Origin of the sequence: Mastigocoleus sp. MO_188.B34, from assembly GCF_030065675.1 — a bacterium.
GTDB lineage: Bacteria > Cyanobacteriota > Cyanobacteriia > Cyanobacteriales > Nostocaceae > Mastigocoleus.
On sequence record NZ_JASJDK010000010.1, the window covers coordinates 21,358 to 42,829 of the forward strand.

General features: G+C 38.1%; 11 protein-coding genes. 6 read left to right on the forward strand and 5 right to left on the reverse strand.

From position 1 onward, the window contains the following. The first annotated feature begins 122 nt into the window (after positions 1 to 122). From QNJ50_RS03860 to QNJ50_RS03870, 3 genes are all read left to right on the forward strand, one after another. The gene (locus QNJ50_RS03860) at positions 123 to 3,296 is read left to right on the forward strand and encodes a PAS domain S-box protein (RefSeq protein WP_300632208.1); all 3,174 of its coding nucleotides are present in this window, start codon (positions 123 to 125) and stop codon (positions 3,294 to 3,296) included. Between the two features lie 568 nt (positions 3,297 to 3,864). Next, on the forward strand, positions 3,865 to 6,780 hold the full coding sequence (locus QNJ50_RS03865) for a PAS domain-containing protein (protein WP_300632211.1): 2,916 nt from the start codon (positions 3,865 to 3,867) through the stop codon (positions 6,778 to 6,780). Positions 6,781 to 6,911: 131 nt separating this feature from the next. Continuing rightward, positions 6,912 to 7,430, forward strand: coding sequence for a gamma-glutamylcyclotransferase (locus tag QNJ50_RS03870; protein WP_300632214.1), 519 nt, complete (start codon positions 6,912 to 6,914; stop codon positions 7,428 to 7,430). 565 nt (positions 7,431 to 7,995) lie between these two features. On the opposite strand, the gene QNJ50_RS03875 is transcribed toward QNJ50_RS03870, so the two are convergent. Beyond that, a complete protein-coding gene (locus tag QNJ50_RS03875; RefSeq protein WP_300632216.1) occupies positions 7,996 to 10,452 on the reverse strand; it encodes an ATP-dependent Clp protease ATP-binding subunit in 2,457 nt (818 codons plus the stop codon). 261 nt (positions 10,453 to 10,713) lie between these two features. Here QNJ50_RS03875 and QNJ50_RS03880 point away from each other — a divergent pair, with 261 nt between their 5' ends. Continuing rightward, positions 10,714 to 11,004, forward strand: a complete 291-nt coding sequence (locus QNJ50_RS03880) for a DUF3288 family protein (protein WP_300632219.1) — start codon at positions 10,714 to 10,716, stop codon at positions 11,002 to 11,004. A gap of 74 nt (positions 11,005 to 11,078) precedes the next feature. On the opposite strand, the gene QNJ50_RS03885 is transcribed toward QNJ50_RS03880, so the two are convergent. Continuing rightward, complete coding sequence (locus QNJ50_RS03885; protein WP_300632222.1) at positions 11,079 to 12,587, reverse strand: MlaD family protein; 1,509 nt, start codon at positions 12,585 to 12,587, stop codon at positions 11,079 to 11,081. A 367-nt stretch (positions 12,588 to 12,954) separates the two neighbouring features. Further along, a complete protein-coding gene (locus tag QNJ50_RS03890; protein WP_300632224.1) occupies positions 12,955 to 13,740 on the reverse strand; it encodes an ABC transporter ATP-binding protein in 786 nt (261 codons plus the stop codon). 780 nt (positions 13,741 to 14,520) lie between these two features. On the opposite strand from QNJ50_RS03890, the gene QNJ50_RS03895 reads away from it, so the two are divergent. Continuing rightward, positions 14,521 to 16,035, forward strand: a complete 1,515-nt coding sequence (locus QNJ50_RS03895; protein ID WP_300632227.1) for an NAD(P)/FAD-dependent oxidoreductase — start codon at positions 14,521 to 14,523, stop codon at positions 16,033 to 16,035. 629 nt (positions 16,036 to 16,664) lie between these two features. Next, entirely contained in the window at positions 16,665 to 17,972 is a 1,308-nt protein-coding gene (locus tag QNJ50_RS03900) for an ATP-binding protein (protein ID WP_300632230.1), read from the forward strand. A 289-nt stretch (positions 17,973 to 18,261) separates the two neighbouring features. On the opposite strand, the gene QNJ50_RS03905 is transcribed toward QNJ50_RS03900, so the two are convergent. Further along, positions 18,262 to 19,584: a dihydroorotase gene (locus tag QNJ50_RS03905; RefSeq protein WP_300632233.1), complete on the reverse strand. Its 1,323-nt coding sequence runs from the start codon at positions 19,582 to 19,584 to the stop codon at positions 18,262 to 18,264. Positions 19,585 to 19,774: 190 nt separating this feature from the next. Further along, positions 19,775 to 21,103, reverse strand: a complete 1,329-nt coding sequence (locus tag QNJ50_RS03910) for a histidine phosphatase family protein (protein ID WP_300632235.1) — start codon at positions 21,101 to 21,103, stop codon at positions 19,775 to 19,777. Positions 21,104 to 21,472 lie beyond the last annotated feature (369 nt).

Sequence of the window (21,472 nt, forward strand, 5' to 3'; positions counted from 1 at the left end):
CTAAATACATAGTAGTTATAACCTTATAGGCTGTAACTAATATTGATTTCCTGCTTTAGTAATGAAATATCTGCCAGCCAGTTTCAAGAAAATTATAATGACAGCAATAGTAGGAAAATTTGATGAACTCTCTATTGTCTAAAAAAGAGTTAGCAAGGATTGAGGCATTGTATCAATATCGAATTCTTGATACTTCTCCAGAAGAAGAATTTGATGATTTGGCTTTTTTAGCGGCGCAAGTTTGCCAAACACCAATAGCACTGATTAATCTGATTGACATCAACCGCCAGTGGTTCAAAGCTAAAGTAGGTTTAGATGTGGAAGAAATGCCCCGAAGTATGGGATTTTGTCCTTTGTGTATAGAACAAAATGATGTTCTAATTATCCCCGACACTTTAGCTGACGAGCGATTTGCGAATTCCCCTGTAGTTCAATCTTATCCTTTTGCTAGATTTTATGCTGGCGTACCTCTAATTACTTACCAGGGACATGACATTGGAACCTTGTGTGTTGTTGACACTGAGCCAAGAGAGATTAGCGAGAAACAAATCAAATCACTACAAGCTATCAGTCGTCAGGTGATTAAACAATTAGAAATTAAAAGAAATTTATCTGAACTAGTAGATATAAAAAAAGAATACCAACAAGCGCAGGTAGCACTAAGAGATAGTCAAGGTATTATTAATAGCTTTTTTGAGAGTGCCCCAATGATGATGGGGATAATTGAAATTGTTGATGATGATATTTTGCATATTTCTGGTAATGCTGCTGCTGCAGAATTATTTGAGATGACCCCGGAAGAAATGGGGAATCGCTTACTTAGTGAAATGAACCTACCACAACAATATTTACAAGTTTGGGTTCAAAGATATTTAGAAAGTAGTAATGAAAATTTACCCCTTACCTTTGAAGATTCCTATGATAAACCTACGGAAAAAATATGGCTCAAAATAACAGTTTCGCCAATTCCTTGCGATAATAAACGTCAAAGATTTGCTTATTTTGTTGAAGATATTACCGAGCCCAAACGGGTAGAATCAGAGCGGTTACAGTTATTAGTTAACGAACAAGCTGCACGAAATAGAATTACAAATATTTTTGAAAGTATTACCGATGGTTTTGTTGCATTAGACCGTCAATGGTGTTTTACCTATGTTAATCAACAAGCAGAATTACTTTTACAAAGAACAAGAAAACAACTTTTAGGAAAGAGTATCTGGGAGGAATTTCCCGAATCATTACTATCTAGGTTTTACGAAGAATATCACCATGCACTATCAGCACAAGTCAGTGTTAAATTTGAGGAGTTCTATGCTCCACTAAATATATGGTTTTCCGTACATGCTTATCCATCTAAAGAAGGATTATCAATTTATTTTCAAGATATTACTGAAAGGAAAAATTACGAAGAAAATTTACGCTGGAAAGAAGCTTTATTACGTTCGATGAACAGTGTGTCACCACTTGCTTTTTATGTGGTCGATCATACGACAGAAAATATTTTATTTGCAAATGAACGTTTCCGAGAACTTTGGGGGATTGAAGAACTCAAAGAAGTAATGGAAAGGAATATCTTAAAGCATGCAGATGTGATGGAAGCATGCCAAAAATCAATGGGAATTATTCCATTTGATACTTGTTTGCCAGAATCAACAGAAAAATGTATCTGTGAAGATGAAATATTGTTACCTGATGGTCGAACAATTCGACGTTTTTCTCGACAGATTTTAAATGATGGATTAGATTTCGGGCGTTTGTATATTTTAGAAGATATTACAGCACGTAAACAGGTAGAACAAAAAATCAGAGAACAAGCTGCATTATTAGATTTAACTACAGATGCAATTGTTTTGAGAGATTTATATAACAATATTTTACTTTGGAATAAGAGTGCCGAAAAACTTTATGGGTGGAAAGAAGAAGAAGTTATTGGCAAAAATGCTAATCGATTATTAAAAACAGAATTTAAACATTCAGAAGAAATTTTAAATACCGTACTAGAAAAAGGGATTTGGCGGGGAGAATTAAAAAAAATTAGTAAATTTGGTAAGGAAATTATTGTTGATAGTTGTTGGACATTGGTAAAAGATGAAAACTTCAAACCAAAGTCTATTATGGTGGTTGATACTGATATTACTCAGAAAAAACAACTAGAAACCCAATTTCTACGAGCTCAGCGAATGGAAAGTATTGGGACTTTAGCTAGTGGTATTGCTCACGATTTAAATAATGTACTTTCTCCAATCTTGATGTCAGCACAGCTATTGAAGCTTAAATCTCAAGATGAAAGTATGACTGAAATGTTATCAATCGTTGAAAAAAATGCCAAGCGTGGTGCAAACTTAGTCAAACAGGTACTTTCCTATGCAAGAGGGATAGAAGGCGATCGCACATTATTGCAGATGAAGCATTTGATTTTGGAAATGCAGCAAATTATAGATCAGACTTTTCCCAAATCAATTCGGACAGAAATCGATATTCAGCCTGATTTATGGGATGTTTATGGGGACAATACCCAAATTCATCAGGTACTAATGAATTTATGTCTCAATGCTCGCGATGCAATTTTAGAAGATGGAACCCTAAGGATATCAGTTGAGAATATTTTTATCGATGAAAATTACGCTCAAATGAACTTGGAAGCAAAGGTTGGTTCTTATGTGCTTCTCAAGGTTGAGGATACTGGGGTTGGTATTCCAAATGATTTATTAGGAAGAATTTTTGAACCATTTTTCACCACCAAAGAATTCGGTCAGGGTACCGGATTGGGACTTTCAACTGTGATGGGTATTATTAAAGGTCATGGTGGTTTCATCAGCGTTTCTAGTCGTGTAGGTCAAGAAACAAGTTTTCATGTCTATTTACCAGCAAGTAATGTTTCCCTGGAACAATTGGTAGAAGATATTGCAGCTACTCCTTCGGGTTGTGGAGAATTGATTTTGGTAGTTGATGATGAACCAGCAATTAGAGAAATTACTAAAAATTCTTTGGAACATCATAATTATCAAGTTATTACTGCTAGTGATGGAATAGAAGCAGTTGCTATATATGCTCAGTATAAAAATAAAATCAGTGCTGCCATCATTGATATGATGATGCCAAATATGGATGGAGCAACAACTATTAGTACCCTAAGGAAAATGAATCCTCAGGTGCGAATTGTTGCGGTGAGTGGTTTAATGAATAGTGAAAATCTACCGGGTAAAAATACAGGCAATGCTGTAACTTTTCTTCAGAAACCTTATACGACTCAAGCATTACTACAAAAACTTCATAAAGTTTTGCCTCAAAACTAATCTAAGTATGTTAAGAAGAAAAATCATAACTAGTTTGGAATAGCGCTTTAGCGCTAAAGCGCTACTACGAGCCAAATACAGATATTTTATATTTATTTATTACATAGGTTACTTTTTTCTCGCCTACTTGCTTAAGTTTGTAAATCCTAAGTTTTTTGAATCCTAAGTTCTTTATCTCTAAGTTTTTGATTTCCAAGCTGTTTAAATTTGGGTTATTGAATTTGAGTTACTGAATTTGAGGTTATGTCATTTGAAGGTATATGATTTTAAATATTTGAAACTCAAATGTTTAAGTCTCAAGCTGTTTCCTTCGCATCAGACCACATAAATTAGATTCAGAAATTATGTTGTAATTTTTACAAGGTAAAACTTAAAGAGAACATACTAATAAGGAGTTGGTATGTTTTATGCACCAAATATTTTCATTCAGAGAAACCACATGTTTGTCTTAATGAATAAGATGATATGTATAAATAATTATTAAAAAATATAAAAAAGTTAATATAAATAGAATGAGAGTATTTTGCTTAAGTTGTGTTTCTTATATTTTGCTCCCAATTCTTTTTATATGAATAATTTAATTTTAGTTGCTGATGATGATGTTTTAACAAGAATACATCTACGCGAGCTACTAGAGTATGCAGGTTATCAAGTAGTAGAAGCTAATGATGGTGAGCAAGCCTTAGTTATTTATAATCAATTAAAACCCGATCTAATTTTATTGGATGCGCTCATGCCAGTGATGGATGGCTTAACTTGTTGTGAGCGACTACATAATCTTCCAGGGGGAGCAAATACCCCTATGCTAATTATAACAGCAATGTATGACGAAAAATCTGTAGAAAAAGCTTTTGCTGTTGGGGCTACAGATTATATTACCAAGCCAATTCACTGGTCAGTACTGCGTCAGCGAGTTCGCCGTTTATTAGATGCAAGTCTAATGATGCAAGAATTACGACAACAAACCCAGCAAGCTAAAGCGCGGGAAGTTAAGCTAAAAATGGCTTTATCTGCTGCATCTATGGGAACCTGGGATTGGGATATCCTCCGTAATAAGATTATCTGGTCAGGTCACAGAGAAGCTTTATCTGGTTTAGAACAAGGTACTTTTGATGGCTCTTACGAAACTTTTTTATGCTGTATTTATCCTGAAGATCGCGAACGAGTCAACGGTGCAATTCGTCGAGCAATAGAAAAGGGTACCGATTACGATCTGGAATATCGTATGGTTTTGCCGGATGGTAATATTCGTTGGGTATTCAGTAAAGGGGTAGTATTTCGCGATCGCTTGGGTGTAGCAGAACGAATGTCTGGGGTAGATGTAGATATTACCGTTCGCAAACAAGCTGAATCAGCTTTAGAAGCATATGCAAATCGACAAGCACTTTTGGCTGAGTTAAGTCAAATGGCGTTGGCTGGAGTAGAATTAGGTGCTCTCATGCAGCAAGCGACTAAAATAGTAGCTCAATGCTTGAATGTTAAGTATTGTCAAGTATTGGAATTGCTTGATGATAAAAGTGCTTTTATTTTACGAGCCGGTGTGGGTTGGGATAAAGGGGTTGTAGGTCACACAAGAATCAAAAATGAACAGGAATCTCAACCTGGGTATACTTTATCCAGTGAAGAAGTAGTAATTAGTGAAGACATTAGTAGGGAAGTACGATTTACAATTCCACAATTGCTTGTTGAGCATCAAGTTACTAGTAGTATATGTGTGGCAATTAAAAGTAGGGGAATTCCCTTTGGTGTTTTAGGAACATATACATCGGAAAGCCGTAGCTTTAGCAAAGATGATATTTATTTCTTACAAGCAACTGCAAATTTATTAGCAACAGCAATAGAACGCAAAGGTACGGAAGAAAAATTGCGTCAAAGTGAAAGACGTTTTCAAATAATTGCTCGTGCGACTAATGATGCGGTTTGGGATTGGGATTTGCAGACCAATCAAATTTCTTGGAATGAAAGCGTACAAAAGATGTTTGGCTATTCACCCGAACAATTAGAAGGTGATGCTGACTTGTGGTATGCACATATCCACCCGGAAGATAGAAACAAAATAATTCGCGATATTTATGCTTTTGTTGATAGCGAGCAACAGGATTGGTCAAATGAATATCGTTTTCGTCGCGCAGATGGTTCCTATGCTTATATTTTTGATCGGGGTTATGTTGTTCGCGATCGCAACGGTGAACCTTTGCGTATGATTGGAGCCATGATGGACATTGGCGATCGCAAACTGATTCAAGAGGAATTACAGCGTCAAAATTTACGTTCAAAATTGTTTGCAAACGTCACTTTAAAAATTCGTCAGTCCTTACAAGTAGATGAAATTTTACAAACTACAGTAACAGAGGTACAAAAATTACTTTATGCCGATAGAGTATTGATTTTACGTTTACTTAGCGATAATTCAATTTTGGTAGTCAAGGAAGCCGTAGTTCCTGGTTTACCGGTGGTATTAGATCAAGATATCAATGACCCCTGTTTTGGCGAAAAGTATATTGATAAATATAGTCAAGGGCGAATAAGTGCAATTGCAAATATAGAAAAATCAGATATCAAACCATGTCATGTCAAATTTTTGCAGCAGTTTGGTGTCAAAGCAAATTTAGTAGTACCAATACTTTTACCCGATGGAATTTGGGGTTTACTAATTGCTCATCAATGTGCAAATACTCGTGAATGGACTGACTGGGAAACAGAACTCCTACGTCAGCTTGCAGACCAAATCGGGATAGCTATTTCCCAGGCTAAATTACTCGAGCAAGAAACCCGACAACGTCAAGAACTCGCACGTTCAAACGAAGAATTACAGCAATTTGCTTTCATTGCTTCCCACGATTTGCAAGAACCACTCCGAAAAATCAAAGCTTTTGGCGATCGCTTGCAAGTAAGTTGTCGTGAATCCCTTTCTCCCCAAGGATTAGATTATTTACAAAGAATGCAAAATGCTGCTGGGAGAATGCAAAACTTAATCGAAGATTTGTTAGATCTATCGCGTATCACTACAAGAGCACAACCTTTTATTGCAGTAGATTTAACTCAAATTGTTGAAGGAGTTTTATCGGATTTAGAAATTAGGATTCAACAGACCCAAGCAAAGATAGAGATTGGAAAATTAAGCACAATTAATGCAGATCCTTTACAAATTCGTCAATTACTACAAAATTTGATTGGTAATGCTTTAAAATTTCATCGTGATTCCGTTCCACCTTTAATCAATATATATTCCCAAGAGATAGAAACCGAAGAAGATTTACGTTGGTGTGAAATTGTTGTTAAAGATAATGGAATTGGTTTTAACGAAAAATATCTCGACCGAATTTTTAATGTGTTTCAACGTTTGCACGGTCGCAGTGAATATGAAGGTACGGGAATGGGTTTAGCTATTTGTCGGAAAATCGTCGAACGCCATAAGGGTAAGATTACCGCCAAAAGCGAACTAGGAAAAGGAACGAGTTTTATTGTGACGTTACCGCTTTGATTGGTGATTGGGAAAGTGTGGGAAGTGTGGGAGGCTTGGAAAGTACTGTAAGTTTAGGAATTAGGTATTGAGAAATAACATAATGAGAAATAACTCCTGACTTCTGACTCCTTACTCCTTACTCCTTACCCATGACCAATTCCCACTTCTACTATTTCGCTTACGGTTCCTGCATGTGTCCTGTGGATCTAAAAAGGACAATGGGAGAAAAAATACATCCTTATGTGGTGGGTACGGGAATTCTGAAAAATTATAGATTGGGATTTTACCGTTATTCTCCAACCCGTAAATGTGGTGTACTTGATGTAGTTCCAGATATAAACAGTACGGTTCATGGAGTACTTTACCATTTACCCCAAAGATTGAGCGTTCGCTTGGATCGACGGGAAGGTTCTCCCCATGCTTATAAACAAGAATTTGTAGATATTTGCTTGTCAGAAAATACTTCAGAAAAACTCTACCGTCAGGTTCGTACTTACGTTGTAGTTAACAAATCACCAACGGAAGTTGCTCCTGATGATACCTATTTTAATGTTGTATTGCGTGGTGCTCTCACCTGTGGATTACCAGAGGAATATTGCTGGAATTTGTTTACTCACATGCACCAATTGCAACGGTGTAATAAAAAGGGAACAGGGAACGGGGAATAGGGAAAAGAAAATAAAAAATTTTTAATTCAAAAACTTAATGCAGTAGTTAACAAATTACTAACGCAAGTCACCCCCGATAAACGCCTAAGAGGCGTTCCGCGTATCGCACCTATTTGTCCTATTGTTATTCTGTGCAGCGCGTTGCTCTCACCTGCGGTTTACCAAAGCAATATTGCTGTGACTTATTGAGTGAAATGTACAAATTCCAACAATATCAAAAAAAGCTTAAAAGTATAAATAACTGCAGGATTTGGTTGGGTAATATAAACCATAATTTTCTCAAAAAATTTTGAAAAATAATACTAACTCTTGAAATAAGAAATTAACCGTTCCCTGTCCCCCATTCCATTCAAAACAGAACATCAGAAAGACTTCCAGCTCTAAATTACGCAAACAAAAAACCCCTGGTACCACTACCAGGGGCAAAATTAATTATTACCATTTCACCTGATGTTTGCCAAAGGACATTAAATCCTACAGATTTTTCCCCTGGGGGAAAAGTGTTTTGAGTAACGATTGCATTCTAGCGCAAAAATGGTGATTTGGTATAAATATTAGCTAACTATTAGCTAACTCCGGCTAAAAGTAATTCTGCTTTTTCTGACTTGTTGATAACCACTTGACCGTCATCATCAACATCAACGATCGCTGTGTCACCGGCTCCAACTTCACCGCCGAGAATTGCTTCCGCTAACGAATCTTCTAACAGTCGCATAATCGCCCGACGTAAAGGTCTTGCACCGTAACTAGGATCGTAGCCTTCTTGGACTACACGTTCCTTGAAGCGCTCGGTAACTTCCAGAGTAATTTCCTTCTCTGTGAGACGGTTAATTATATCCTTCAATAATATGTCAGCAATTTGCTTGACTTCGTCTTTATTGAGTTGAGTAAAGACGATAATTTCATCGAGTCTGTTGAGGAATTCTGGACGGAAGAAACTTTTAAGTTCCTCATTTACCAAAGTTTTAATCCGGTTGTAGCTAGCATCGACTTCTGAATCTAACTCAAAGCCCAAACCGCCACCACCTTTTTCGATTACTTTGGAACCAATATTGGAAGTCAAGATAATCAAAGTATTCTTGAAGTCCACTTTACGTCCTTTGGCGTCGGTAAGATGTCCGTCATCCAAAATCTGCAGCAGCATGTTAAATATATCGGGATGCGCTTTCTCGATCTCATCGAAGAGCAACACGGTATAAGGTTTGCGCCGTACAGCTTCTGTCAATTGTCCGCCTTCATCGTATCCCACAAAACCAGGAGGGGAACCGATTAATTTGGAAACAGTATGACGTTCCATATACTCGGACATATCCAAGCGAATCATCGCATCTTCCGCACCGAAGAAGTAAGCAGCTAAAGATTTCGCCAGTTCGGTTTTACCAACACCCGTTGGACCAGAGAAAATAAAACTCGCAATGGGTCGATTGGGATTTTTTAAACCGACACGAGCGCGGCGAACTGCTCGAGAAACAGCCGTAACAGCCTGGTCTTGACCGATGAGTCGTTGGTGCAATGTATCTTCGAGGTGGAGTAACATCTCCGACTCCGATTCCGTCAACTTGTTGACAGGTACCCCAGTCCATGAAGCTACGATTTGAGCAATATCTTCTTCACTCACATTAGGAGTGCTAACAAACTGCTGATTTTCTGATTCCGATTGCAGTTTGGTTTCTAAATCTAATTCGCGATCGCGTAACTTACCAGCCTTATCAAAATCTTGGATTTGAACCGCTTCATTTTTGGATTTAGTTACAGTTCTCAGTTCGCGTTTTAATTCCCGATTAGTCGAATTCATGGAATTGCGCAATCTGACCCGTGAACCAGCCTCATCAATCAAGTCGATTGCTTTATCGGGTAAGAAGCGATCGCTAATGTAACGATCTGATAATTCCGCAGCTGCAACCAAAGCATCATCAGTGATAGTGACCTTATGATGTTGCTCGTAAGCACCGCGCAAACCTTGGAGAATTTCAATGGTATCTTGAACGGACGGTTCGCCAATCATAATTGGTTGGAAACGTCTTTCCAGGGCTGCATCCCCTTCGACGTGCTTCCGGTATTCATCAAGGGTAGTTGCTCCCAAACATTGGAGTTCTCCCCTAGCTAAAGCGGGCTTGAGAATATTTGCAGCATCCATGCTACCTTCTATTCCACCAGCACCAACCACAGTATGAATTTCGTCAATGACGAGAATGATATTCCCCTCAGAACGAACTTCTTCCATGATTTTCTTCAGACGTTCCTCAAAGTCACCTCGAAAGCGGGTACCAGCCACCAATAACCCCATATCAAGGTTAAATACCTGTCTGTCAAACAAAACTTCAGGAACGTCTTGATTGACAATCCGCTGCGCCAAACCTTCAGCGATCGCAGTTTTACCGACCCCTGGTTCGCCAATTAACACGGGGTTGTTTTTGGTGCGACGACCAAGAATTTGAATTGTACGTTGAATTTCTTTTTGGCGACCAACAACCGGGTCGAGCTTACCTTCTCGAGCAAGCTTGGTAAGATTTCGACCAAAATCTTCTAAAGTCAGCTTTTTATTTCGTCTCGATCCCCCACTACCAGGAGTAACCGATACTGGTGTTTCTTCACCCAAATAACGAATTACAGCAGTGCGAATATCTTGAAGGTCTACGCCTAGGTTTTGTAAAACCTTTGCAGCGACACCTTCCCCTGCTTCAGTTAAACCTAAAAGTAAATGTTCTGTACTAATGTAATTATGTCCCAGAGTTCGAGCTTCCTTAAATGATTGCTCGAATAAACTCTTGACTTTAGGAGTAAAAGGAATTTCTGGCGGAATAAAACCAGAACCCCGACCAATGATTTTTTCTACCTCCAGTCGGGAATCTTTGAGGGTTACCCCCAAGTCGGTCAGCACTTTTGCAGCAACCCCATTTCCTTCTCCCATCAAACCCAGGAGAATTTGTTCTGTTCCAACGAAGTTGTGTCCCAGTCGACGTGCTTCTTCCTGGGCGAGCATAACTACTTTAATAGCTTCGGAAGTGAAATGTTCAAACATATTGGGTTCTTGCTCCCTTGCTGAACGAGCTGGATGAGAGACATTGACCCTCACCTTGAATATTTGTGTTTATGTATTTTCTTAAGGACAATGTAACTTTATTGAAAGTAAGCTGACAGTGGGGAGAGCCGTAAGCACCCAGGTGTGGTAGCCGTCTTTTGGGCAAAAATCGCCCTTGGTTCGCTACTTTGCAGCTTAGAATCAATAAATTAACTACGTATCCCCAACAGTAAATTCTAAGTATACAATCCAAAATTAAATATGAGTCAAACTAATAAAGACCAGCAACATCCACTTTATAATCGCGAACGTCCCTTGGTTGATAGTTTACTCAATCAAGAGGCAACCGACTACAATTTAGCAGAGTTGGCAAGATTAAGAATTCGTTATTGTGGTTTTCCTGGCGCGAGGGATGTTCAAGAACAATTAGATGGGATCATGAAACAGTGGGGGTTAACAGAAGAGGAGCTTTTTGAAAAAACTCGTATTATTCATCAAAAAGCCGGAATATATGAACTTCGTGGAAAAAAGAAAGAACAGGATTGGAATTAGGAGTAAGGAATAATGAGTAAGAATTTAGTTTTTTCTTCCCAATTCCCAATGTAATTTCCTATTGACCCTATGATTTACTTCTCTTTTGTGACACCTGTTTCCCGATAATTTTTGAGTTTCTGCCTTAAATTTTCTGATTTTTCCGATTTTTCTGATTTTAAGGAAGATGAAGAAATTTCTGGTGTGGAATTTTTATCTTTACTACTTGTTTGGGGCTTGATTGTTTTAGTACGAATTTTTGACTTTGACGGGGCTGATAGCTCCTTATTTTGCTCTAATGCAATTTTAGAAACAGTACTTTGAGAATTTTCTAAGGTTGTTTTCACTGATTCCAATTGTGAAGCCACTTGAACCTGTTTCTCTATTGTTTGTGTGGAGGACACCAAGCCACTTAAACCACCAACGAGTTCCTTGAGATTTTGTCGAAATTTTGGATCGCCCGTCAATTCATCCAAATCAGAAGTAATTTTCTGAGTATTTTCAAATGTAACTCTTGCTGAATCTAAGGTTTGTTGTAAAACTAACAGATTATTTGGCTCGTTAAGTGTTTTAGTAACATCACGTAAATTTGCCGATGCTTGGCTAGCATTAGCTGAAAGAGTTTCTAAATTTTGCACCAATTCCCCTTGAGTTAAGCGGTTAATAGTTGGTGAAAGACTCTCGACTGTTTGACGTAGCTGCTGACTGGTTTGGGTTACATTATCTAACGCTGTTACTAAAGAAGAACGATTATTCGTCACTAGATCGTCTACATTAGCCAACAAAGTATTAACCTGTTTTGTTGTCAAACTAATATCTTTAGCGGTGTTACTAAATTCTCTTGCAACAGCACCAATTTCGTTAGCCGTAGACCCAAATTGCTTGATTGCTTCGTTGGTTGATGCAGTAACCTGTTTGGAAGCAGTTGCAACCGAACTTGCAGCAGAGGAAAAGGTATTTAGATCTTTTTGGCTTTCTCTAACTAATTTAGAAACATCTTTACTGAGTAATGTTAATTGTTCTGCAGCTTTAGAAGTATTTTGTAACGCATCATTGACGTTAGCATAAACACCTGGTTGGGAATAAAGTTTTGTGAACGCGCTACTAGAACGAATTAGTTCGTCAATATTAACGCCAATCTCACCCTTTAAACGGGAACCATTACAAACGATAAGTGTTTTATTACAACTTTTCTCCGAAGGTTTGGCAAACTTTTGATTTTCGGGTAATGATGCGTTAGGTGTTATGTCTATAATGCTTTCGCTAATTAACCCCGACTGATTGGCTTCTATCTTAGAATTTTTGGGGATGATTAAGTTTGGATCGTTAATTTCAATTTCCACTTCAACATTATTTGGTCCGGGGCGTACTTGAGCAATATTACCAACCTTGACACCTCGATAACGAACTACAGCTCCTTTTTGCATTCCACCAGCATTTTTAAATTCCACAATCGCCTTGTAAGAATTACCAGCAGCAGTTAACCTGTTCAACCATAAGATAACTATCCCAAACACACCTAGCCCTAGTAGGAGTAGTAAACCTACAGAACCTTCTCGAAATGCTCGCGTAGAAGCGAAGCTGTTAATTGAACTACCTCGCATTTTTCCTCCCCTCAAGATCTGGGATTTTAGATTTCAGACTCTAAAGTCCTAGGATTTACACATAATTAAAATTGATTTATAAAAAGAGATGATTAATAAAAGGAGATGATTTATGAAAATAAATATCAGTTAGGTTTGATTTCTTCAATCCTAAACCTAAATCCAAATATAAAATTTTCAAATCTAGAATTTCTAAGTCTAAAACTTCTAAATCTATAAGTATTAAATCTACAGGTTTTAGATATAAAAGTTTGAAATTTAGAATTTTTAAATCAAAAGGTTGTCAATCTGAAAGTTCTAAATCTGAAAGTTCTAAACCTGAAAGTTCTAAACCTGAAATTTTTCAATTTTTATCCAAAATTGTTAGTTATCCCACAACTTGAATTGGACCATCAATATTTCCACTCATAAACTGTCTCATATAAGGATGATCCGTTGTGTCGATCTCACTAACCGAACCTTGCCACTGTACTTTACCCTGATATAGAAATATAATTCTATCGGCTGTCCGACGAATAGTACTTTCTTGGTGGGTCACAATAGCATAAGTACTGCAAACCCCCTGCATAGATTGTAGATCCCGAATTAAATCTTCTATCACTGTTGAAGCAATTGGGTCAAGTCCAGCTGTCGGCTCATCGTAGAGCAAAACTTCCGCTCCTTCTTGGGGAGTATCTGGATTAGACATAATGGCGCGAGCAAAACTAACTCGTTTTCGCATTCCACCAGACAGTTCTGCTGGATAAAGGTTACCAATTCCAGGTAAACCAACCATTTCTAGTTTTTTGTTTACCAACTGACGAATACGTTCGGGTGATAACTGAGAATGCTGGTATAGCAAAAAACCAATATTTTCTTCCACGGTTAAGGAATCAAATAACGCTGCTTGTTGAAAGACCATCCCGATACCAACTGGATCATCTTTTGTATCTTCTATCAGCCCTTGGCGTCGAACGCCTTGAACATAGATCTCACCTTCATCTACATTTGTGAGTCCAGCAATCAATCTCAATATAGTAGATTTACCAGTACCACTAGGACCGATAATTCCTAGCGCTTCTCCTCGGTAGATTTTTAAGTCCAAACGGTCTAAAACTTTATTGCTACCAAAGGATTTAGAAACACCTTTTAATTCAATTAGCGGTTCGTTCATCGGTTAGTAGTTAATGGCGGTTAGCATTTATTTATTCAACAGTAAATTTTCTACGGAAAGTCGGATCGATGGCAAATCTGACTCAGTTTACTTCTACGTGATTGAAGTAGCATTTTCCGTATACTGGTTTAGCTGCGAACGAGCAGGCTTCTGCGAATAATACTGCAAAAATGACTTCAAGATACAAAAACGATTAATTCCCCCTGCTTTCTAAGTGTTTTTGGATTTTTAGCACTACATAATTAAAGTTAGGAAATCGGTAAATCCCAAAAGCTAGATTTGTAAGCTTTTAACCTTTGTTAGGCTGATTAATTGCGCGTAGCGCCATAAAATGGTTTTTTTAAGCAATTACCCATTACCCATTACTCATTACCCATTACCCATTACCCATTACCCATTACCCATTACTCATTACTCATTACTCATTACTCATCACTCATTACTCATTACCCATCACTCATTACTCATTACTCATTACTCATTACTCATCACTCATTACTCATTACCCATCACTCATTACTCATTACTCATTACTCATTACTCATTACCCATCACTCATTACCCATCACTCATTACCCATTACCCATTACCCATTACCCATTACCCATTACTCATTACTTATAACCTTCATATATTGGATTGAATCCAAAATTGGCAATTAAGATCGAAGATTGAGAAAATAAATTTTGTTGGTACCGGTATATGTAACTTATGGTAACTATTCAAACCATAATTAACAGTGAAAAGCTAATAACTGACTAGAGAATAAAAAGGTAAAAAATGCAAAACTTCGATGTCATAGTTATTGGCAGTGGAATTGGTGGTTTATGTGCTGGATCTCTATTAGCTAGATATGGCAAAAAAACAATAGTGTGTGAAAGCCATAGTATTGCTGGTGGAGCAGCCCATTGTTTTGGACGAAAAGGATTTAAATTTGATTCCGGACCTTCATTCTATTGTGGTTTAACTACCGCCAAAAGTTTGAACCCCGTAAAACAAATACTTGATGTTTTAGGAGAATCATTTACTGCTATAAGTTACGATCCTTTGGGACATTATCACCTAGGCGATCGCACTTTTCCTGTATACAGCGATTCAGATATTTATCTTGAAGAAGTTGCTAAAATTACTACTTCAGGAGCAAAAGAATTAAAGTACTTTCAACAGCGTCTTTTACCTTTATATGATGCGATGAAAGGAATTCCAGCCCTAGCATTACGCTCAGATTGGCAGTCATTTGTAATTCTGTTCGGGCGTTATCCAGAATACATGTTTAAGATGCTGCCCTATCTATCTTTAGTTAGAGCCTCTGTGGGTAATGTAATGGATGGGACAATCAAAGACCCATGGGTCAGAACACTAATTGATTTAGAGTGTTTTTTGTTATCTGGTTTAAAAGCTCGCGGAACTATTGCTCCAGAGGTCGCATTTATGCTAGGAGAACGTTCCCGTGTTGGGGTGGAGTACCCTGTTGGTGGAAGTGAGGCAATTATAAATGCTTTGGTACGAGGTTTGGAACGTTGGGGCGGTCAGTTACGTTTGGGAAGCCATGTGGAACAAATTTTAGTGGAAAATGGTAAAGCCTCAGGAGTACGCTTGAAAAATGGTGAAACTCTCTTAGCACCGATAGTAATTTCCAATGCCAGTATTTGGGATACCTACACTAAGTTATTAAACCCTGAAGACTTACCTAATTCTTTCCGAAAAACTGCTTTAGCAACACCAGCAGTTGAAAGCTTTATGCATTTGCATTTGGGTATCCGCGCCCAAGGCTTAGAAAACTTAACTGGACATCATGTAGTAGTCCACGATCCCAATCGAGATATAAGTACGCCGGGAAATACCTGTATGATATCAATTCCCAGCGTTTGGGATGGCGATCTAGCGCCAGAAGGACATCACGTCGTCCATGCATATACTTTGGAATCCTACACCGATTGGAAACGCGATCGAGATTATCAAGCCCGAAAACAAGAAAAAGCTCAAACTCTTTATCGCGCACTCGAACGAGTAATTCCCGATATCCGCGATCGCGTAGTTTTAGAATTAATTGGTACCCCTTTGACCCACGCCCATTACTTAAGAAGATATCAAGGAACCTATGGACCGGCGATTTCTGCAGAAAAAGGAACATTTCCTGGAAATCAAACCCCCATTCAAGGTTTATATCGAGTCGGTGACAGTACAATGCCAGGTATTGGAGTTCCAGCCGTCGCCGCTTCGGGAATTATGTGTGCCAATACCCTAGTAAAGCCTCAGCAGACACTGGATATATTAAAAAGTGTGAATTATTAGAAGTTCATACGTAGTAGCTTGAGTACAGATCTGAAGCCTACTACGAACTTTGTTCGTCCATTAAAAATAATTAAACAGGTCTGTAATTGTGCTTTAGCGCATAAAACATATATTAAACAGGGCTGAAGACCAACTACAGACCAAGAAATTACATGTCAAAATCTCGTGACGAACCACTAGTTTGCAATATACATAATAAATTATTAATTTTTATTAACTTTAGTGTAATATTGTTTCATGAGCTTGAGCTTAAAAAACTCTGAAGTTCGATCGAAGCTTTTAATAACTCGGCTTGTGTAAAGTCTGCTTCTTTTTAGAAGCACTGGAAAGATATAAGTCTCCTAGCACTTTGGCAAATGCCCCAGCCTACGGTTACTTTTTGGCGTACTGATGCGATCTATATGTATTCCTTATGTTTGTGAGGTATGGAGGGAGGGTAAACTCTTTTTTGATTAAATTTGGGGAATTTCAAAGGTATTCGAGTTTGATTTATAACTTTCCAAGTATATTCTAAGTAATTCAAGAAAAATATTTAACTTTAAGACGACTTTTCTGTAAGTGAAAATACAAAATCACTGTCAGTAAATGTCGCAGCAGATGATTATTTAACCAACAAAAGTATTTTCCCCATGACAAATCAAAAAGTTTGTGATGTAGGGCTAAGTCAGAAGTTAGAAGTTTTGCAAAGGATTAGGAGTCATCTGTTAACCATCATTGGTCACGAGTTTTGGACTCCCTTATCAACTAGCCAAGTATGTTTGGAAAGTTTGGCTGAAGAGCAATTGATACCTTCTGATTGTAGACAGATCATATTAGAAACTGCATTTAAGGATGTAGAGTGCTTACGTCATTTGATCCAAACAACTCTTTCCATTTCCGACTTAAATTCCGAACAGGATTCTGAGTTGGAGGAGTCCAAACAGGATTGTGAACTTGAACCAGATTCTGAATTTGAATCAAAATCAATCGAGCAACACGAGGAAACCAAAGATTTTGCAGATGCTTCCCCATGTTGGAAAACCATAGCACTAGCAGATATTCTAGATCGCACTCAACCAAGAGTATTACAGCAAAACCCATGCAAACTATTTTTAACCCTAGAACAAAATATCGATTTATACTGCGCCTTAAGTAAGGATAAATCGTCTGGTGAGCTCCAAAATTCCAATTCCTGCGATGATTTAGAAATTTTAGAGCATACTCGAAAAAATCTGATTGCAATTGTCGGTCATGAATTGCGTACTCCTTTATGTACTATTCAAATTTGTTTGGAAAGTTTGATTAGAGAACCGACTATGGCTCCAGAGTATCAGCAAGTAATGCTGGAAATTGCACTTGGAGATATAGAACGCTTAAGACAGTTAATTCAAGATTTTTTTCTTCTTCTACGATTAGAAAATGGACAACTTTACCATCGTCCAGATTTTATTGAATTTCAAGAAGTTATAGATATAGCTTTAAGTAGCTTGAGAGCAAATGCAAAAGAGTGTCATTTACCTCAAGTGACAGCAGAAATTCCACCCAACTTACCAAAAATTCAAGTTGATGGAGATCGAATCGTTGAAGCGTTGATTAAATTGATCGATAATGCCTATAAATTTACAGATATCGATGGAATTATCAATATTCAAGTCAAAATAAATCAAGCAAAAGTTGATGATAGTGAATCCGTTACAGGTAATTCCAAAACTATGTTGGAAGTAATTGTAGCTGACACTGGTAGAGGAATTGCACCCGATAATTTAGAAGCTGTATTTAATCACTTTTACCAAGAAGAAGATTCTTTAAGGCGTAGTGTTGGTGGTACTGGTATTGGTTTAGCAATTTGTCGCTACATAGTACACAGTTTGGGAGGAGAGATTTGGGCTTCTTCCGAAGGAAAGCATAAAGGAACTCAAATTCACTTTACTGTTCCACTGGAGACAACCCTAGATTAATAATGATTTTTCTTTTTCGTTTTGACTCCTGTTTCAAGGAGGTGTGGGAAGTGTGGGAAGTGTGGGAAGTATGGGAATAAATTACAACACTTTTAAGGAAAAGAAATTGAATTGTGTTACCAAAGTCATATACTGACTTCTAACTCTTGACTTCTGACTCCTGACTCCTGCTGTGCTGACGCCCCACTGCGTTAACGCTCGTTAGAGCGCGGTCTGTCCTGACTCCTAACTCCTGACTTCTAACTCTTGACTTCTAACTCCTGACTTCTGACTCCTGACTCCTGAAAACTTAACACCAAGTTCGCATCACCTTTCCTTTCAAGTTTTTTCCGAGCCAAGGGGTATTCTTAGAAAGAGTATAAAGATTGGGAGTGTCTACTTGCCAAATTTTTTCTGGATTAAATAAGGTTAATTCAGCTTTTTGACCGGGAAATATTGCTGAATAATCTTGGTTTAAGCATTCTGCAGGACCCTTAGAAAGTGCTTTCCACAATTCCAAGGCTGTGAATTTATTAGTTTCTACTAAATTTTCCCAGAGTAAAGCCAATGCTAATTCCAAACCAATAGCTCCTGGAGGCGCTTCGGAAAATGACACAGTTTTCTCCTCGTAACTGTAAGGGCTATGGTCGATCGCAATTCCATCAATGATACCTGTTCTTACTCCTTGTCTTAAAGCTATTAAATCCTCCGGGTTCCCTAAAGGTGGCTCTAAATGTAAGTTTTGATTATAACTTTCAATAGATGATGTATCGAGCAAAAGATGCATCCAAGTTGTACTAGCAGTAACAGGTAAGCCTTTTTGCTTCGCTGCAGCTATTAATTCAACACTTCGGGCTGTTGATATACGCATTAAATGTACCGGAGTTCCCGTTGTAGCAACTAATTCCAATAAAGCTGCTAAAGCAGTAGTTTCTGAAATGGCTGGATTTCCTGGTAAACCAAAGCGAATAGAATATTTTCCTTCCCGCATTACCCCGCTAGATGCTAAATTGCGATCGCAGGGCCAAATTGCGATCGGTTTGCTCATAGGCTTGAGGTATTCTAGGATTCTTCGTAGTAAACCTAAATTTTCTAAGGGTTTACCATCGGCAAAACCTACCACCCCGATAGCAGCTAAATCTGCAACTTCTACCATTTGCTTACCCGCAACATCTAAAGTTAAAGCACCCCAAATATTCAGACGAGGAAATGAGGTCATAGTAAGCAGGGAAGAAGCAACAAATCTGTTTTCCAATTGATTCCTACTTAGGGGGCTGTTCAAATCGTTACTTTTTTGCAGTAGTTGACCCACCAAAGCAGAATTATCAATGGGAGGAGATGTATCCGGTAGAATGCTAACTCTGGTAAAACCCCCAGCAGCAGCAGCCAGTAAAAGTGAATTTAGGGTATCTCTTTGTTCTCGCCCGGGTTCCCCAGAATGGCTATATAAATCTACCAAACCCGTACCAAGCACTAATCCGCGAGCATCATGTATTTTCGTATCAATTGCAATATCTGAAATTCTGTCAGAAACATGTTCAATATAACCATCCACGATCGATACATCTGCAACTCGATCAGTTTGAGAAACAGGATCGATAATCCTTACTTGTTGAAGTAATTCTGTTGTCATTTTGGCTATCAGCAGTTCAGAGTTCGGCTTTTGTGTAAGTAATTGTACTTTTTTCTGGGTTGCAGGATGATTGGCAAATTATTGTCAGATGATTCAAGGCTCGAGTCTGAATGCTGCGTAGCCATCTTTGATGCTGCAATTTTTGGTATTGTAAGCGATCGCAACCACAAAAAATATGTAGTTTTTATAACTAGATTTCTTCAACTAAATGAGCGTTAATATTCATGGCTTGCAATACCGGCAATCCATTCAATCCACGAGGGTAATCTATAACACTCAAAGCAGCATTGTCATTTTTGATAGACCAAAATTTCTCCGGTAATAATCCTAGAATATGACAAATTAAGGCTTGATTGATATCACCGTGGGCAAATACAATTCCATTCGCATATTGTTTGTCCAATGCTGTTTCTACGACTGAGAGCCAGCAGTTATGACTGCGCTGCCATAATTGTTGCAGATTCTCTCCCTGTGGCATTTGTACTTCTGCTGGAACTTTTCGCCAGCGTTGTAACTCTCCTGGATATTCTCTATCTATTTCTACTTCAGTTTTTCCTTGCCACAAACCATGATTAATCTCTTTTAAATCTTGAAGTAATTCCAATTCTACATTTTGGTGGTGTTGCAAAATAATTTCTGCGGTTTCCCTTGCTCTTTCCATGGAACTGCTACAGGCAAAATCAATATTTTCTGTTTGTAAAAATGTTGCTGTTTTATTAGCCTGCGATTTTCCCAGATCATTTAAAGGTACATCAATTTGTCCCTGAAATTTGTTGAGATTATTCCATTGGGTTTCCCCATGACGCACTAAAAATAACCTCACACCTTGATGATTAGGTCGTAAGGAAGGACAAACTTCTCCCAAGTGCTGAGTTTGATTTAAAGATTCTAGTTCCACAGAGTCTTCTAAATCCCCAGTAAAATTAAGTACGCTAAAACCACAGTTTGATTGTTGAATGGAGTGGTAACGTTCTGGAGAAATTCCCACAGCCGTGCTTATCAAAGCGCGATTGATTCCATTGTGAGCAACTATCATTAAGTTGCGATCGCCCCGATACAATGGGAGAATATCCTGCCAAAATTGTTTTGCTTGCTCGTATAAAGCCAAAACAGGAAAATATTCTTCTTCTTTTCCTGCTTTTTGAATCCGCATTGACAGCTCATGAGGATATTCTTTCCAGATGCGATATTCTTCGGCAAAAATTTCCCTTACTTCACTATTAAGCATCCCCTCCCAAAGAGGTAAATGAACCTCAATTAATTTTTCATAACTACAAATTTTATTGGGTTCTTTATTCGCTGCAACCAATTGAGATTTAATAATCTCCGCTGTCTGTGTAGCTCTTGTCAGAGGGCTATGGTAAATCGCATCAAAATAAATATTACTTAGAGCCTTACCAACTTTGGCAGCATCATTACAGCCCTTTTCTGTTAGTTCGGATGCATCAGTACATCCTTGAATTCGTCTAACAATGTTATAAGTGCTTTGACCGTGACGAACAATGATGACACGAGTCATCGACAGTTATCTCCTACTATCTAAAATCCAGACGGATGCTGACCAGCAAGCCCAGAGGGTAAGAATGCGCAAGTCATAACATCAGCCCTGGTTAATAATTTAACTGGTGACGAGCACAGATTGAACTTCTAGTGTACACTTTTTATGCTGTTTACTAGTATTTCTACCTTTGAGAATATCACCATCGCAGCTGTAGTGTTGATTTTACGGTGATATTTCTTATGAACTAGTACAGATTTTACACGTACCCACTGAAAAGAAAAAAATGGAGAGCCGCTTGGGGCAACTCTCCAGATCATCAGGGTGCATCTACTAAGCACAGTATAGCACTTTTGGGATGAGGGGCAACACCCCTTAATAAATTATTTT

Bases quoted from the DNA above. Each gene is read 5' to 3' on its own strand.
- QNJ50_RS03890 (WP_300632224.1), bottom strand. From the start codon at position 13,740: ATGAACGAACCGCTAATTGAATTAAAAGGTGTTTCTAAATCCTTTGGT.
- QNJ50_RS03905 (WP_300632233.1), bottom strand. From the start codon at position 19,584: ATGACAACAGAATTACTTCAACAAGTAAGGATTATCGATCCTGTTTCT.
- QNJ50_RS03895 (WP_300632227.1), top strand. From the start codon at position 14,521: ATGCAAAACTTCGATGTCATAGTTATTGGCAGTGGAATTGGTGGTTTA.
- QNJ50_RS03880 (WP_300632219.1), top strand. From the start codon at position 10,714: ATGAGTCAAACTAATAAAGACCAGCAACATCCACTTTATAATCGCGAA.
- QNJ50_RS03865 (WP_300632211.1), top strand. From the start codon at position 3,865: ATGAATAATTTAATTTTAGTTGCTGATGATGATGTTTTAACAAGAATA.
- QNJ50_RS03910 (WP_300632235.1), bottom strand. From the start codon at position 21,103: ATGACTCGTGTCATCATTGTTCGTCACGGTCAAAGCACTTATAACATT.
- QNJ50_RS03875 (WP_300632216.1), bottom strand. From the start codon at position 10,452: ATGTTTGAACATTTCACTTCCGAAGCTATTAAAGTAGTTATGCTCGCC.
- QNJ50_RS03900 (WP_300632230.1), top strand. From the start codon at position 16,665: ATGACAAATCAAAAAGTTTGTGATGTAGGGCTAAGTCAGAAGTTAGAA.
- QNJ50_RS03885 (WP_300632222.1), bottom strand. From the start codon at position 12,587: ATGCGAGGTAGTTCAATTAACAGCTTCGCTTCTACGCGAGCATTTCGA.
- QNJ50_RS03870 (WP_300632214.1), top strand. From the start codon at position 6,912: ATGACCAATTCCCACTTCTACTATTTCGCTTACGGTTCCTGCATGTGT.
- QNJ50_RS03860 (WP_300632208.1), top strand. From the start codon at position 123: ATGAACTCTCTATTGTCTAAAAAAGAGTTAGCAAGGATTGAGGCATTG.